At 63.5% G+C, this 15354-nt stretch carries 12 protein-coding genes; 8 read left to right on the top strand and 4 right to left on the bottom strand.

Annotated features, from left to right (window positions below; all coding sequences use genetic code 11):
- Positions 1-74: 74 nt before the first annotated feature.
- Positions 75-527 carry a universal stress protein gene (locus WDS16_RS07960; RefSeq protein ID WP_068376218.1) on the top strand — a complete coding sequence of 151 codons (453 nt, stop codon included), beginning with the start codon at positions 75-77 and terminating at the stop codon, positions 525-527.
- A 63-nt stretch (positions 528-590) separates the two neighbouring features.
- On the opposite strand, the gene WDS16_RS07965 is transcribed toward WDS16_RS07960, so the two are convergent.
- The 3 genes from WDS16_RS07965 to WDS16_RS07975 all read right to left on the bottom strand — a co-directional run bounded on the left by WDS16_RS07965 (position 591) and on the right by WDS16_RS07975 (position 5153).
- Positions 591-2822: a HelD family protein gene (locus tag WDS16_RS07965; protein WP_338893294.1), complete on the bottom strand. Its 2232-nt coding sequence runs from the start codon at positions 2820-2822 to the stop codon at positions 591-593.
- Between the two features lie 239 nt (positions 2823-3061).
- Positions 3062-4333 (bottom strand): DoxX family protein, encoded by a 1272-nt coding sequence (locus tag WDS16_RS07970; RefSeq protein WP_338891821.1) that lies wholly within the window; start codon positions 4331-4333, stop codon positions 3062-3064.
- Between the two features lie 130 nt (positions 4334-4463).
- Positions 4464-5153, bottom strand: a complete 690-nt coding sequence (locus tag WDS16_RS07975; RefSeq protein ID WP_338891824.1) for an MBL fold metallo-hydrolase — start codon at positions 5151-5153, stop codon at positions 4464-4466.
- A gap of 276 nt (positions 5154-5429) precedes the next feature.
- On the opposite strand from WDS16_RS07975, the gene uvrA reads away from it, so the two are divergent.
- Positions 5430-8354 (top strand): excinuclease ABC subunit UvrA, encoded by a 2925-nt coding sequence (uvrA, locus tag WDS16_RS07980; protein ID WP_338891826.1) that lies wholly within the window; start codon positions 5430-5432, stop codon positions 8352-8354.
- Between the two features lie 190 nt (positions 8355-8544).
- Here uvrA and WDS16_RS07985 read toward each other — a convergent pair whose 3' ends face one another.
- Complete coding sequence (locus tag WDS16_RS07985) at positions 8545-8898, bottom strand: DUF1844 domain-containing protein (protein WP_338891828.1); 354 nt, start codon at positions 8896-8898, stop codon at positions 8545-8547.
- A 361-nt stretch (positions 8899-9259) separates the two neighbouring features.
- On the opposite strand from WDS16_RS07985, the gene infC reads away from it, so the two are divergent.
- From infC to pheT, 6 genes are all read left to right on the top strand, one after another.
- The gene (infC, locus tag WDS16_RS07990) at positions 9260-9988 is read left to right on the top strand and encodes a translation initiation factor IF-3 (RefSeq protein WP_338891829.1); all 729 of its coding nucleotides are present in this window, start codon (positions 9260-9262) and stop codon (positions 9986-9988) included.
- A 96-nt stretch (positions 9989-10084) separates the two neighbouring features.
- Positions 10085-10279 (top strand): 50S ribosomal protein L35, encoded by a 195-nt coding sequence (rpmI, locus tag WDS16_RS07995; protein ID WP_008715923.1) that lies wholly within the window; start codon positions 10085-10087, stop codon positions 10277-10279.
- 89 nt (positions 10280-10368) lie between these two features.
- Entirely contained in the window at positions 10369-10758 is a 390-nt protein-coding gene (rplT, locus tag WDS16_RS08000; protein ID WP_068376203.1) for a 50S ribosomal protein L20, read from the top strand.
- Positions 10759-10796: 38 nt separating this feature from the next.
- The gene (locus WDS16_RS08005; RefSeq protein ID WP_338891849.1) at positions 10797-11603 is read left to right on the top strand and encodes an RNA methyltransferase; all 807 of its coding nucleotides are present in this window, start codon (positions 10797-10799) and stop codon (positions 11601-11603) included.
- Positions 11604-11706: 103 nt separating this feature from the next.
- Entirely contained in the window at positions 11707-12777 is a 1071-nt protein-coding gene (gene pheS, locus WDS16_RS08010) for a phenylalanine--tRNA ligase subunit alpha (RefSeq protein WP_338893295.1), read from the top strand.
- Between the two features lie 68 nt (positions 12778-12845).
- Positions 12846-15332: a phenylalanine--tRNA ligase subunit beta gene (gene pheT / locus WDS16_RS08015; protein ID WP_338891851.1), complete on the top strand. Its 2487-nt coding sequence runs from the start codon at positions 12846-12848 to the stop codon at positions 15330-15332.
- Positions 15333-15354 lie beyond the last annotated feature (22 nt).

Consider the following 15354-nt stretch of genomic DNA (forward strand, 5'->3'; position numbering starts at 1 on the left):
TATGACGGACCACAAGCATGCAGATCGAATTCGTCACCGAATGTGTGACAGAACACCTATAACTGGAGGAATGAATGAGTGCCTACCGCACCGTCGTCGTCGGAACCGATGGGTCCGAATCGTCTTTGCGGGCTGTAGAGAAGGCCGCTGCTCTCGCCGGTGACGCCGACGCGACGCTCGTCATCGCATGTGCCTACTATCCGGCAGATCCGAAGGACACCAGCAAGGCCGCCGACGCGCTCCGTGAAGACGCTTACCAGATAACCGGCTCCGCCCCCACTCACGACATCCTTCGTACCGCCCGCGAGCACGCCACCAAGGCTGGAGCGAAGACCATCGACGAGCGTGCGATCGTCGGCGCGCCGGTCGAGTCGTTGTTGCAGCTGGTGGACGACGTGAAGGCTGATCTGCTGGTGGTCGGAAACCGTGGACTCAACTCGCTCACCGGTCGACTTCTAGGTTCGGTGCCGTCCGACGCCGCGCGCAAATCCACGTGCGACGTGCTCATCGTGCACACCGTCCGGTAGCAGACTGCGTAGTCGAGTGGCCCGGTAGCTCCCGCGAGGCGAGCTACCGGGCCACTCGTCGATCTACTGGACGAGGACGTCGAACGCCGCCAGGCCGGATAGCTCGGCCGGAAGCTCGCGAGCATGTACCACCCCGAGACGCTGCGTCGCACGGGTCAGAGCGACGTAGAGATCTCCCATTCCGCGCGGAGATTCCGTGACGATGTCGCTCGGTTCCACAATGAGAACCGAATCGAATTCGAGCCCCTTGGCATCTTTCACTGTCGATACGGTGACCACGTTCGAACGCAGGTGCACGAACTGCTCCAGCATGGCGTGGGGAACCAGGACGACACTGATTCCGGGCCTGGGATGTTCGGCGAGTCGATCGCTCACGGTGGGTACCAGAGTGTCATCGGTGACGTACTGCGCCCACGGCTCATTGCCGGAATCGCGGACGGATCGAGGGACCGACTGGACGGGGTCGATAGCGGCGAGTACGTCGCGGGCGATGGTCATGATCTCGGACGGTGTTCGGTAGTTCACCGTCAGTTCGGTTCGCTTCCATCGTTGTGCGACATACGGTTCCAGAACTTCGGCCCACGACGTCGTACCTGCTGGGTCGCCGGTCTGTGCGACGTCGCCGACGAGTGTCATCCATCGGTTCGGAATGCGGCGCATCACCATCCGCCACGCCATGTCGGAAAGCTCCTGGGCTTCGTCGACTATGACGTGCCCGTACGTCCAGGTTCGGTCGCTCGCAGCACGTTCCGCAGTGGTCAGTCGGGCGCCTGCATCCTGTCTGCTCGCGAGCTGACTTGCGTCGATCAAGTCGTAGGCCATCAAGATTTCCGGATCGAGTTCGTCTTCCAAGTCCTGCGGTGCCGAACCCGTCAGGATGTCCAGTGCGCCTTGAGCATCGGCGATCTGATTGCGCCACTGTCGGTTTGCCTGTTCGCGTTCGGCGGCATCATCGATGCCGAGTAGTTCGGCGAGTTCGTCCAGCAATGGTGCGTCAGCGGAGGAGAATCCGCGCTCTGTGCGGAGCAACGACTCGCGTTCGGCCGCGGTGAGGTCGGGAGCGGCCGAGAGGATCCGTTCAGGGGACGAGAGTAGATCCCGAAGTACTTGCTGAGGAGTCAGATCCGGCCACAGAGCGTCGATGGCGGACATCACGTCCGCGTCCTCTTTCATCTCGTCGCGCATATCTGCGATGTCGTCTCGGCTCAGCAGGCTGCCGCCGTCGACGACGTTCTCACCCAGTCGTGCAGCGAGCTGCTGCGCGAGGCCGTCGATGGCGGAGGCGACGAACAGTGGACGTGCGAGGTTGTGCGGACGTCGCGACGACCGTGCCCGCCCGCGTGCCCGAGTGACGATCTTGCGATCGAGCACGATGTCGTAGGTGTCGAACCGCAAGGTCTGGGGCGCGGAGGGCACCTCCTGGCGGTCACGCACCGCCTTCGTCAGAATCTGCACCATCGCTGTCGAACCCTTGACCTGTGCCGCGGTCGGGGATTCGTCGAGGGTTGCTCGGACGCCCGGGTAGAGGTTGCCGATCGTCGAGAGTAGAACGCCCGTTTCTCCGAGCGAGGGGAGTACCTGCCCGATGTAGTCCAGGAATGTCGCGTTCGGTCCGATGATCAGGACTCCGCTTTTCGCGAGTTGCTGTCGGTAGGTGTAGAGGAGGTATGCGGCGCGGTGCAGCGCTACCGCCGTCTTGCCGGTTCCTGGCCCTCCCTGTACGACGAGAACGCTTCGATGTTCCGAGCGGATGATGGCGTCTTGCTCGCTCTGAATAGTCTCGACGATGTCGTTCATCTGGCCGGTGCGAGCGGCGTCGAGAGCAGATAGCAGTGCGCTCTCCCCAGCGACACCCGTGGCGTCGGACTCCAGTCCGGCCTCCCGCGCTGCAGCGAGGTCGAGATACTCGTCGGCGAGCGAAGTGACGCGTCGACTCCTGCTTCTGATGTGACGTCGGCGCAGAACGTTCTCGGGTGCAGCCGGTGTCGCGAGGTAGAACGGTCGTGCCATCGGGGCGCGCCAATCGAGTAGCAACGTCTCGTAGTCGTTGGCTTCGTCGAGGATGCCGACACGGCCTACGTAGCGCACCGGAGCGTCGTCGCCGGGTCCAAGATCGATTCGCCCGAAGCACAGGCCGTTCTCGGCGGCGTCGTACTTGGCGATGTCGTCGGTGTAGAGGTGGGTGAAGGATTCGCGTTCGCTTCGTGCCTGCGGTGTGCCGCCGGTCTCGAGCAGAACTGTGCTGAGGCGGTTCTGCGCGTACTTCCGCAGTGCGTCGAGTTGGTCGTAGAGCATCGTGACGTAGGACTGTTCGCGGTCCTGGTCGGACACATCGTGGTCGGTCACGGCCACTCGGTCGTCCGCCGTGTCGGTGTGGAAAGAGGGGCCGTCGTCCGGCAAAGGATCTCCTCGGGAGTTCGGCAAAATACTGGCTCGTAAACAAGCCAGAGCAGTCTACGACGAAGAAGAGCCCCGCCGCAGAACCGCAGTTCAGGGCGGGGCTCTTCCGTCAGCCGCGTCGAAATGGTGCGTTGCTAGGCGGAGTACTTCTGCACTCGCTTGTCGAGATCCTTGCGTGCTTTCTCGACCTTCTTCTCCAGCTTGGCGCGTGCCTTCTCGGTCGCCTTGTCGAATTCACGACTCTGCTTCTCGGCCCGCTTGCGTGCTCGCTTGCTGAGCCCCTCGGTCCGGTCGGCGGCGATCCCGGCCCACTTGCTGCCGCGCTCCTGGGCAAGATCGGCGAACTCCGCTGCCCGACCGGCGGCGACGTCGGTCCATTTACCGCTCCGATCCTGTGCGAGCTCGACCAGCTCGGCGCCGCGGCCCGCTGCGGTGTCGGCCCACTTGGATCCGCGCTTCTGGGCGAGTTCGGCCAGCTCGACGCTTCGGTCGGCTGCCTCGTCGGCAAGCTTCGATCCACGCTTATGTGCCTGCTTGGCCAGCGTGGAGCCGCGCTTGGATGCGATCTCGGCGAGCTCTTCGGTGCGCTCGGCGGCCTTGTCAGCGAAAGTGGAGCCTCGCTTCTGCGCTACCTCGGCTATGTCGGATCCGCGATCGGCTGCCTTGTGTGCCCAACGAGAGAGAACCGGCTGTGCGGCGTCGGCGAGGTCCGAGCTCTTGTCCGCAGCTACCTCGGCCCAGTGGGACACGACCGGTTGTGCGGCCTCTGCGAGCTCCGAACTCTTCTCAGCGGCCACGTCGGCCCAGTGGGACACGACCGGCTGAGCCGCTTCGGCGAGCTCGGCGCTGCGAGACGCGGCGACCGACGCCAGTCCCTTGATTCGCTCCGAAGCAACACCGAGATGATCGGCGGTGTCGTGCGAGCCCGGAAGTGCCGCAACGACGGACTCCTGCGCCTTGCGAGCTGCGCGACGGCTGCGCCATGCAATCGACGGCTTTCCTTCGGTGTCGACTGCCGCGATCAACAGACCGCCGAGCAAACTGACGTTCTTGAGGAACTGGGTGCGTTGCGCAGCCTTCGCCTCCGGATCGGTCTCGTTCCAAAATGCGTGGCCGGCGACGGTGGTCGGCACGAGGCTTCCGGCCAGCGCGAGTGACGCGATACGGGGAGCCTTGCCGGTCGCGAGGAGAATTCCTCCGCCGACCTGAATCGCGCCGTTGATGCGGACCAGAGTCTCCGGGTCGCTCGGTACGTTCGCCGTCACGCTGTCGGGCAGCGTCTCCTGTCCCTGTTCGATCAAGGGTGTCGCAACCTTGGCTTTCCCCGTGGGATTTCGGAGCGCGTCGATACCCCCGGCGATGAAGATGGTCGACATCAGCGGACGAGCGATACGGCGGACCAGCATTGACAGCCTCCTGGTTGATTGGGTGAACGTCGTTGTTCGGCGGCGCGGGGCCCATCACCGATGACGGACCCCGCGCGCCGTTCCACGGTAGCCATACCCGGCCGTTCCGCGTTTCAAGCCTGCCCGGGTGTCACCAACCGCGTGCGCGCCATTCGTCGAGGTGGGGGCGTTCGGCGCCGAGCGTGGTGTCCCTGCCGTGCCCTGGGTACACGATTGTGTCGTCCCCGTATGCACCGAAGAGCTTCGCGGATACGTCGTCGAGAAGTTGGGTGAATTCTCCGGGCCCCGACGTCTTTCCGACGCCGCCGGGAAACAGTGAGTCGCCGGTGAAGAGATGGGTGACGCCTGACTCGCTATCGGTGAGCGCCAGCGCAATCGACCCGGGTGTGTGACCTCGGAGATGAATTGTCGTCAGTGTGAGTTCACCCACCGACACCGTCTCCTCGTCGTCGAGCAATCGGTCGGGCGTGACGGGCAGGGGCTCGGCGTCGAGGCTGTGTGCGGCCGTCGGTGATGCCGTGCCGCCCGCGATGTCCGCGAGCGCCTGCCAGTGGTCGGCATGCTGGTGAGTCGTCACGATGAGAGTCAGTGTCGGGGCGTTCTCGTCGATCAGCTGCGACAGGCGTTCCGCCTCGTTGGCCGCGTCGATCAGGAGGGATTGTCCGGTGGCGGAACAAACGATCAGGTAGGCGTTGTTGTCCATCGGGCCGACCGACATCTTTGTGATGGTCCCACCGGAGATGGTTCGTCGCTGCGGCGCCGATCCCTGGGATACCTCGCCGGTGTACTGGTCGTCGATGACCATGAGGTGCTCGTCCATTTCGAGGAGGCTACCGTCGGTGCGGGTCGTGCGCCTGTTCGGCCCTGGCGAGTAGCCCAAAGGTCGTGAACTCGCGCGGGGAAACCTGTCGGTGGGTCGGCCTAGCATTGCTACTGCGTGAGGTTCACTCTCGCGCCGGCATCAACACCGTGTGTGCATCAGTACTTTGTATGCATCGAAACGTTGCGCATATGTGCATCGAGACAAGCTTCGGTTCGATCGGACCGGTCGGTGGTACTCACCGATGTCCGACTAGTCCGAGAAGAAGGGAACACTGTGGCGGATCGCCTGATCGTGCGAGGTGCGCGTGAACACAACCTGCGGGGAGTCGACCTCGACCTTCCTCGCAACAGCCTCGTGGTCTTCACCGGACTGTCTGGTTCGGGTAAGTCGTCATTGGCCTTCGACACGATTTTCGCGGAGGGACAGCGACGATACGTCGAATCCTTGTCCGCATACGCACGTCAGTTTCTCGGGCAGATGGACAAGCCCGACGTCGACTTCATCGAGGGACTGTCGCCGGCGGTCTCGATCGACCAGAAGTCGACCAACCGCAATCCGCGCTCCACGGTCGGCACCATCACTGAGGTCTACGACTACCTGCGCCTGCTGTTCGCCCGAGCAGGAACGGCTCACTGTCCCGTCTGTGGTGAGCGGATCGCCAAGCAAACTCCCCAGCAGATTGTCGACCAGGTCCTGGCCATGGAGGAGGGCATCAAGTTCCAGGTGCTCGCTCCGGTCGTGCGCACCCGTAAGGGTGAGTTCGTCGACCTGTTCGAATCGCTCAACACACAGGGCTATTCACGGATTCGAGTGGACGGCGTCGTCCATCAGCTGAGCGATCCTCCCAAGCTGAAGAAGCAGGAGAAGCACGACATCGAGGTCGTGGTCGACCGACTCACCGTCAAGTCCAGCTCCAAGCAACGCCTCACCGACTCTGTCGAAACTGCCTTGCGTCTCGCCGACGGCATCGTCGTACTCGATTTCGTCGATCGTGAGGAGAGCGCGCCGGACCGCGAGCGCCGCTTCTCGGAAAAGCTCGCATGTCCCAACGCACACGCGTTGTCGATCGATGATCTCGAGCCTCGTTCGTTCTCGTTCAACTCGCCGTACGGCGCGTGTTCGGAATGCCTCGGTCTCGGTGTGCGCAAGGAGGTCGATCCAGACCTGGTCGTGCCCGACCCGGATCTGTCCCTCGCCGATGGAGCCATTGCACCGTGGTCGATGGGTCAGACCTCCGAGTACTTCGGTCGTCTCTTGTCCGGCCTTGCCGACGCCATGGGATTCGACCTCGACGCGCCGTGGAGCAAGCTGCCTGCGAAGGTCAAGCGGGCGGTACTCGAAGGCAGCGAGCATCAGGTCCACGTCAAGTACAAGAATCGGTACGGCCGGACCCGCTCGTACTACGCGGAGTTCGAGGGGGTCATGCCCTTCCTGCATCGCAGGCTCGAACAGACCGAGTCGGAACAGATGAAGGAACGGTACGACGGCTACATGCGGGACGTTCCGTGCCCGACGTGCGGCGGCGACCGACTGCGCCCGGAAATTCTGTCCGTCACCATCGAGGCGGGTGGCTTCGGAGCGAAGTCCATCGCCGACGTGTGTCGACTCTCCATTTCCGATACCGCGGACTTCCTGAACAGTTTGACGCTGGGCCAGAAAGAGGAGGCCATCGCAGGTCAGGTGCTCAGGGAGGTACAGGCCCGGCTCGGGTTCCTCCTCGACGTCGGCCTCGAATATCTGTCGCTCTCGCGTGCGGCAGGCTCGCTGTCCGGTGGCGAGGCACAGCGAATTCGCCTGGCGACTCAGATCGGGTCGGGTCTCGTGGGTGTTCTGTACGTTCTCGACGAACCGTCGATCGGTCTCCATCAGCGCGACAACCGTCGCCTCATCGACACGCTGACGCGTCTGCGCGACCTGGGCAACACTCTGATCGTCGTCGAACACGACGAGGACACCATCCGCACGTCGGATTGGGTCGTGGACATCGGTCCGATGGCCGGCGAGCACGGTGGACGCGTCGTACACAGCGGTTCCTACGAGGATTTGCTGACCAACGAGGAATCGTTGACCGGTGCGTACTTGTCCGGGCGGTTGGCAATTCCGCTTCCGGACTTTCGTCGGGTCGTCGACAAGAAGCGTCAGGTCACCGTCGTCGGCGCGCGTGAGCACAACTTGCGGGGGATCGACGTCAGTTTCCCGCTCGGGGTTCTCACCTCTGTGACGGGCGTGTCCGGCTCCGGCAAGTCGACGTTGGTCAACGACATTCTCGCTACCGTCATGGCCAACAAGCTCAACGGAGCTCGTCAGGTACCGGGTCGACACACGCGGATCAACGGGCTCGATCAGCTGGACAAGTTGGTGCGCGTCGACCAGTCGCCGATCGGTCGTACACCACGGTCGAACGCTGCGACCTACACCGGTGTGTTCGACAAGATCCGGACGTTGTTCGCTGCGACGACCGAGGCAAAGGTCCGCGGTTACCAGCCGGGTCGGTTCTCCTTCAACGTCAAGGGCGGTCGATGCGAGGCGTGCTCGGGCGATGGAACGCTCAAGATCGAGATGAACTTTCTGCCTGACGTCTACGTTCCATGTGAGGTATGCGAGGGCGCACGATACAACCGCGAGACGCTGGAAGTCCACTACAAGGGCAAGACCATCGCACAGGTTCTGGACATGCCGATCGAAGAGGCGGCGGACTTCTTCGAGCCCATCACGTCGATTCACCGCTACCTCAAGACTTTGGTCGAGGTCGGCCTCGGGTACGTCCGGCTGGGACAGCCGGCGACGACGCTGTCCGGCGGTGAGGCTCAACGCGTGAAGCTGGCGTCCGAGCTGCAGAAGCGTTCGACCGGACGGACCGTGTACATCCTGGACGAGCCCACCACGGGCCTGCACTTCGAGGACATCCGCAAGTTGCTCGGCGTGGTCAACGGACTCGTGAACAAGGGCAACACTGTCATCGTCATCGAGCACAACCTCGATGTCATCAAGGTCTCCGACTGGATCATCGACATGGGACCGGAAGGTGGCTCCGGCGGTGGAATGGTTGTCGCGCAGGGAAATCCCGAGGCGGTTGCCGCAGTGCCGGAGAGCTACACCGGAAAATTCCTGCAGGAAGCGCTCGCGCGGGATGTTGTCGCCGAGCCGAAGAAGGCGCCGGTGAAGAAACGTCGTCCTCGCAAAGCCGCCGCCGTCTGACGCTTGCCAGAACGACGTGTGACGGTGTCAGAACACCGAAACGCCCGCCCGATCCTCACGGACTGGGCGGGCGTTCCCACGGGGTAGTCGTCGATGGCACAGATGCGCACCGAATGGTCAGGTGCGCGCTCAGTTGCTAGCAATCAGCCGCGCGCTTGGCAATTCCACGCGCGTCTGTAGATGTGCGGCGTCAGTAGACCGGACCGGTGTACTTCTCTCCTGGACCCTTCCCGGGCTCGTCGGGGTACGCGGAGTTCTCCCGGAACGCCTTCTGCAACGCCTGCAGGCCATCACGGATCGGGCCTGCGTGCGGGCCGAGGTACTCGACGGACGCGGTGACGAGTCCGGCGAGGGCCGTGATGACGCGTCGCGCTTCGTCGAGATCGAGGTGTGGGCTGGTGCTGGGGTCTGCCTCGGACAGGCCGAGCTTCTCGGCCGCCGAACTCATCAACATCACGGCTGCGCGGCTGATCACTTCGACAGCCGGCACGTCGGCGAGTGCGCGGACGTCCGGTTCGGCGCCTGATTCGGGAGTGCTCGTCATACTTACGAGGATGTCACGGCGCAAGATGCCGAGCGTGCACCAGCGTCGATTCGCGGTAACGACTGCTCAGCTGGTACTGTCTCTCAACGACCGTCTTCGACGTGCCCTCTCCTTGTGAACGGGGCTCGCGCGGAGGCAGCAAGTGGAGCCCGACTCCCACCGGTACGCAGTGTTACGGCTACTACCGGTCCGGTCGCTCGGAGAGAATTCGTCCAATGGGATGAGTCTTCGTCGAGCTTCCTCGCGAGAGGAGATCTGCAGCCATTGCGGCTGTGGATCGATCGGTCGACATCGGGCCCTGCGCCAGCGGAATGCTGGAGCAGGGTTTTTGCGTTGAAGGGGACAGTGTCCCACGGCAACGATGTCGAAGGACTCGGGCAGGCGGGCTGTGCCAGAGACAGGCGGTCGGCTCGACCCCACACCGCACTACCTAGGAGGCCCCATCAGCACTGAGACTCGCATCAACGATCGCATCCGTGTTCCCGAGGTTCGTCTAGTTGGACCGGGCGGTGAACAGGTGGGCATCGTGCGTGTTGAAGATGCACTCCGCTTGGCTCTCGAAGCCGATCTCGATCTCGTAGAAGTGGCTCCCGACGCACGTCCGCCGGTCTGCAAGATCATGGACTACGGGAAGTTTAAGTACGAGGCAGCGCAGAAGGCGCGCGAATCGCGCAAGAACCAGACTCTCACCGTGATCAAGGAGCAGAAGCTCCGCCCGAAGATCGACGCACATGACTACGAGACGAAGAAGCGAAACGTCATTCGCTTCCTCGAAGCAGGGTCGAAGGTCAAGGTCACCATCATGTTCCGTGGACGAGAGCAGTCTCGCCCGGAACTCGGCTTCCGTTTGCTGCAACGACTGGGTGCCGATGTTGCCGATCTCGGCTTCGTGGAAACGTCCGCGAAGCAGGATGGCCGCAACATGACGATGGTCCTCGCTCCACACAAGGGTGCGAAGACTCGCGTCAAGGCGCAGGAAAGTGCAGCAGCACCGCCCGCACAGCGTGCGGTAGCTCCGACTCCGGCTGCAGAGCCGGCTCCGGCTACCGGGGATGCTGCACCGGCGGCAACAACGCCGCCGAGCAGCTAGAAGCTTGAACGATCAGTAAGACAATCGAAGGTCGGTGTACATCGGCTTTCGATTGTGCCGAGCAAGACCGAAGAGCAACACAGAACTGAGGACTCCATGCCCAAGCAGAAGACCCACAGTGGCGCCAAGAAGCGATTCAAGGTGTCCGGCAGCGGCAAGATCCTGCGCCAGAAGGCCGGCCGTCGCCACCTGCTGGAGCACAAGCCCACCAAGGTGACCCGTCGTCTCGACGGTGTCGCAGTCGTCAAGAAGGCCGACGTGCCGCGGATCAAGCGCCTGCTCGGCATCTGATCTGGACTTCGTAGCCGGCGACATTCGTCGGCGCCATCCCAAACCATTCGGGGTTTAGTACTTAGCCCCCAGATCGACAGGATTTACCAGTGGCACGCGTAAAAAGGGCGGTCAACGCCCAGAAGAAGCGCCGTTCGATACTCGAAGCGTCCAAGGGCTACCGCGGACAGCGCTCACGTCTGTACACCAAGGCCAAAGAGCAGCAGCTCCACTCGCTCACCTACGCATACCGCGACCGCAAGGCTCGCAAGGGTGACTTCCGCAAGCTGTGGATCACGCGTATCAACGCTGCAGCTCGGGCCAACGACATCACCTACAACCGCTTCGTCCAGGGCTTGAAGGCCGCTGGCGTCGAGGTCGACCGCAAGATCCTCGCCGAGCTCGCTGTCTCCGATGCTGCGGCATTCGCCGGCCTGGTGGCAATCGCCAAGGCTGCGCTGCCTGCTGACGTCAACGCTCCTGCCGGAGAAGCAGCCTGAGCAAGCTGACGCACGACGATCTCGATCCGAAACGGCCCGTGGACCCGCTCACCGAGCGAACCCCACGGGTCGTTTCGGCTGTCAAGCTGCTTCGGGCAGCCGAGCGTCGGAAGACCGGGCTGTTCCTCGCCGAGGGGACCAATTCGGTGTCCGAGGCGCTGGATGCAGGCGTCGTGCACGAGCTCTTCTTCCGCGAGGACTCGGCCGAACGCAACGGCGCAGTCCTCGACTTGGCCCGTACCTCGGGGGTCCGTTCTCACGCCATCACGGAGCGGGCAGCGAAGGGGCTGTCCGACACCGTCACCCCGCCAGGCATCATCGCTGTCTGTCGGACCATCGACGTTGCTCTCGAGACGGCTCTCGGCGGCACACCACAGCTCGTCGCGGTTCCCGTCGAGGTATCCGAACCAGGTAATGCCGGAACGGTCATCCGAGTCGCAGATGCCGTCGGAGCGGACGCGGTAGTCCTGCTCGGCGACGCCGTGGATCCGCACAACGGGAAATGTGTTCGTGCGTCGGCAGGAAGCATCTTCCATCTCCCGATAGCTCGGGAAAGATCGGTGGAGTCAGGAATCGACGCGCTACGGCGAGCAGGCGCGACGATCCTCGCAACGGCCGCCGACGGTGAAGTGGACCTCGACGACGCCGACGAACTGTTGAGTGGCCCGACCGCGTGGCTGTTCGGCAACGAAGCCCACGGCCTACAGCCTGGCGTTGCCGCGGCAGCCGATCACCGCGTCAGAATTCCGATTCACGGTCGCGCAGAGAGCCTGAACCTCGCCACCGCTGCTGCAATCTGTCTGTACTCGAGCGCGCGCGCTCAGCGCAGGTCCCGCCGAAATTGATTTTTCACGTCGCCTAGGATCGCGAGTGTCGTCAAGCGACACCCGAACCAACGGTGACACCCGAACCAACGGTGACACGAACGACCAAGGAGTTGCACTTCACGTGGCGAAGAAAGAGGCCGACAACGCCCAGCCGGTCGATCCGAGCGTACTCGAGCCCGCAGCGCTCGATGCTGCCGCCGACGGGGCCGAGAAGGCATTCGCCGAGGCGCACGACCTCGACGACCTGACGAAGGTCAAAATCGAGCACATCGGCAATCGAGCTCCGCTGGCACTGGCTCAACGGGCTCTCGGATCCATTCCTGGTGATCAGAAGGCCGACGCAGGCAAGCGTGTGAAGAGTGCGCGTGACCGCGTGCAGAAAGCGTTCGATGCTCGCCGGGAAGTGCTGCTGGCCGAGCGAGACGCGGCCATTCTCGTCGCTGAAACGATCGATGTGACATTGCCTTCGGATCGCCGCCCGGTCGGGGCACGGCACCCCATCACGATCATCGCCGATCAGGTTGCCGATGTATTCGTGGCCATGGGATGGGAAGTCGAGGAAGGTCCCGAGGTCGAGACCGAGCATTTCAACTTCGACGCCCTGAACTTCCTTCCCGACCACCCTGCACGCACCATGCAGGACACGTTCCACATCGCTCCAGAGGGGTCACGGCAAGTGCTGCGGACCCACACCTCTCCGGTACAAGTGCGGTCCATGCTGTCGCGTGAGGTTCCCATCTACGTTGTGTGCCCGGGTCGCACGTTCCGCACCGACGAACTCGATACGACGCACACACCGGTCTTCCACCAGGTCGAGGGTCTCGCGATCGACAAGGGGCTGACGATGGCGAATCTGCGAGGAACCCTCGATGCATTCGCTCGTGCCCTGTTCGGCGAGGAAACCCGCACGCGGATGCGACCGAACTACTTTCCGTTCACCGAGCCCTCGGCCGAGGTCGATGTGTGGTTCCCCAAGAAGAAGGGTGGACCGGGCTGGGTCGAGTGGGGCGGCTGCGGCATGGTCAACCCGAAGGTGCTGCAGGCCAGTGGAATCGATCCCGAGGTGTATTCGGGCTTCGCTTTCGGTATGGGCCTCGAGCGAACGCTGCAGTTCCGCAACGACATTCCGGACATGCGTGACATCGTCGAGGGCGATATCCGGTTCACTTTGCCCTTCGGTGTCGGAGCCTGATCCCCGCGCAGCCTTGCGTTGCGACCAGACGAACCTTCCTTACCATCTCTAGAAAGAGCTGAGCAGACGTGCGAGTTCCACAATCCTGGCTGACCGAGGTTCTGCAGCGCACTGCGCCGCAGTGGAAGGTGACACCCGAGGAGCTCGACGAAGGCTTCGTCCGTGTCGGTTTCGAGGTCGAAGAGCTGGACTCACTCGACAATGTCACGGGCCCACTGGTGGTCGGGCGCGTCACGACGATCACCGAGCTCACCGAGTTCAAGAAGCCGATCAGGTTCTGTCTGGTGGACGTCGGTGCCGACGAGCCTCAGGAAATCGTCTGTGGTGCAAGGAATTTCGCCGAAGGCGACCTGATCGTGGCAGCGCTTCCCGGTAGCGTACTGCCCGGCGGGTTCGCGATTGCCGCGCGCGAGACGTACGGCAAGACCTCGAACGGAATGATTTGCTCGACGCTCGAACTCGGGCTCGGTCGCGATCACTCCGGAATCCTGGTGTTGCCGGCCGGCACAGCGCAGCCAGGCGAGGATGCCAAAGTGGTTCTCGGTCTGGATGACTCGGTCATCGAACTCAATGTCACCCCGGATCGTGGGTACGCGTTCTCTGTGCGTGGACTCGCTCGCGAGCTGGCGAGCAGTTTCGATCTGGAGTTCGCAGATCCAGCGGCGGGACCGGTGCAGAACAACGAGGGCGACACGTGGCCGACCACTGTCGCGCCGGAGGCGAACGTCACTCGATTCGCGTTGCGCAAGATCAGCGGTATCGACCCCACCGCGGTGACCCCGTGGTGGTTGCAACGCCGACTCCTCCTCGCGGGGATCAGGCCGATCTCGGCTGCTGTGGACGTCACCAACTACGTCCTACACGAACTGGGGCAGCCGCTCCACGCATTCGACGCAGCGAAGCTGACCGGCAGCATCGTCGTTCGTCGGGCTCATGCGGGGGAGAAGCTGACGACTCTCGATGACGCCGAACGCACGCTCGACGCCGAGGATGTCGTGATCGCCGACGATTCGGGCGCGATCTCCTTGGCCGGCGTCATGGGTGGCGCATCCACGGAGGTCGACGACAACACGGTCGATGTGATCCTCGAAGCTGCGACGTTCGATCCGCTCGCTGTGTTCCGTACGGGCCGCAGGCACAAGCTGTCCAGTGAAGCGAGCAAGCGTTTCGAGCGCACCGTCGACTCTGCGTTGCCCGTTGCCGCGTTGGACCGTGCGGCACAGCTGCTGGTCGAGATCGCGGGTGGACGCATCGAACCTCTGCTCACCGACATCGGTGGACCACACTCCTTCCCGGCTGTCCGCATGAGTCTCGACCTGCCGGATCGCGTCGCCGGTGTCTCGTACCCGAACGGCACGTCCTCGCACAGGCTCACCCAGATCGGCTGTGAGGTCGAGGTCGGCGTCAACGAATCGGGTCACGGAGAATTGATCGTGACGCCGCCGACATGGCGTCCGGATCTGCAGCAGCCCGCCGATCTCGTCGAGGAAGTGTTGCGGCTGGAAGGGCTCGAACAGATCCCGTCGATTCTGCCTGCGGCACCGGCAGGGCGAGGCCTGACTGCCACCCAGAAGCGCAAGCGCGCAGTCGGTAAGTCGTTGGCATTCGCCGGCTATGTCGAGGTACTTCCGACGGTGTTCCTGCCCACGGGAGTGTTCGACACCTGGGGTCTGCCCGCCGACGACGTCAGACGTCGCACGACGTCGGTACTCAATCCACTCGAGGCCGACCGCCCGGACCTAGCGACCACGATTCTGCCCGGCCTTCTCGAAATATTGGCCCGCAACGTCAGCCGTGGGCAACGCGATCTGTCGCTGTTCGGTATCGCGCAGGTGGTTCGTCCTGGCGACCACACCGTCGCAGTAGATGCGATTGCCGTGCACACGCGTCCGAGCGATGAGCAGATCGCGCATCTGCGCGGGTCGCTTCCGCATCAGCCGGTGTATGTCGGGGCCGTGCTGACCGGTCATCGTGATCCTTCGGGTCCCTGGGGGCGCGGCCGGATCGGCGACGCATCCGATGCTTTCGCCGCGGCGCGTACCGTCGCTTCGGCTGCCGGTGTGGATATCGAGTTCCGGGCTGCGCAGTATCTGCCCTGGCATCCGGGCCGATGTGCGGAGATCCTTGTCGATGGCGTCGTCGTCGGACACGCGGGCGAGCTGCACCCTGCAGTCCTCGAACGAGCCGAGTTGCCGCCACGCACGTGTGCAGTGGAGATGGATCTCGACGCATTGCCGATCCTCGAAGTTCTTCCTGCACCGATCGTGTCCCCATTCCCTGCGGTGCTGCAGGACGTCGCTGTCGTCGTCGACGCGTCGGTCCCTGCCGCGGACGTCGAGGCAGCGCTGAAGTCCGGTGCCGGTGATCTTCTCGAGAGCATCCGGTTGTTCGATGTCTTCGAGGGTGACCAGGTGGGTGAGAACAGGAAATCGCTGGCGTTCGCGTTGGTGTTCCGCGGCAGCGAAGGAACGCTGACCGAAGCGCAGGCCACCGAGGCGCGAGATGCCGCCGTTGCTGCTGCGCAGGCTGCGGTCGGAGCCGAGCTTCGCAGCTGAACGTGCCCGAGTCCCCAGCAGA

Origin of the sequence: Rhodococcus sovatensis, assembly GCF_037327425.1 — a bacterium.
Taxonomy (GTDB): Bacteria; Actinomycetota; Actinomycetes; order Mycobacteriales; family Mycobacteriaceae; genus Rhodococcoides; species Rhodococcoides sovatense.

Bases quoted from the DNA above. Each gene is read 5' to 3' on its own strand.
- WDS16_RS07970 (WP_338891821.1), bottom strand. From the start codon at position 4,333: ATGCTGGTCCGCCGTATCGCTCGTCCGCTGATGTCGACCATCTTCATC.
- rpmI (WP_008715923.1), top strand. From the start codon at position 10,085: ATGCCCAAGCAGAAGACCCACAGTGGCGCCAAGAAGCGATTCAAGGTG.
- WDS16_RS07960 (WP_068376218.1), top strand. From the start codon at position 75: ATGAGTGCCTACCGCACCGTCGTCGTCGGAACCGATGGGTCCGAATCG.
- infC (WP_338891829.1), top strand. From the start codon at position 9,260: ATGTCGAAGGACTCGGGCAGGCGGGCTGTGCCAGAGACAGGCGGTCGG.
- WDS16_RS07965 (WP_338893294.1), bottom strand. From the start codon at position 2,822: ATGCTCTACGACCAACTCGACGCACTGCGGAAGTACGCGCAGAACCGC.
- WDS16_RS07975 (WP_338891824.1), bottom strand. From the start codon at position 5,153: ATGGACGAGCACCTCATGGTCATCGACGACCAGTACACCGGCGAGGTA.
- WDS16_RS07985 (WP_338891828.1), bottom strand. From the start codon at position 8,898: ATGACGAGCACTCCCGAATCAGGCGCCGAACCGGACGTCCGCGCACTC.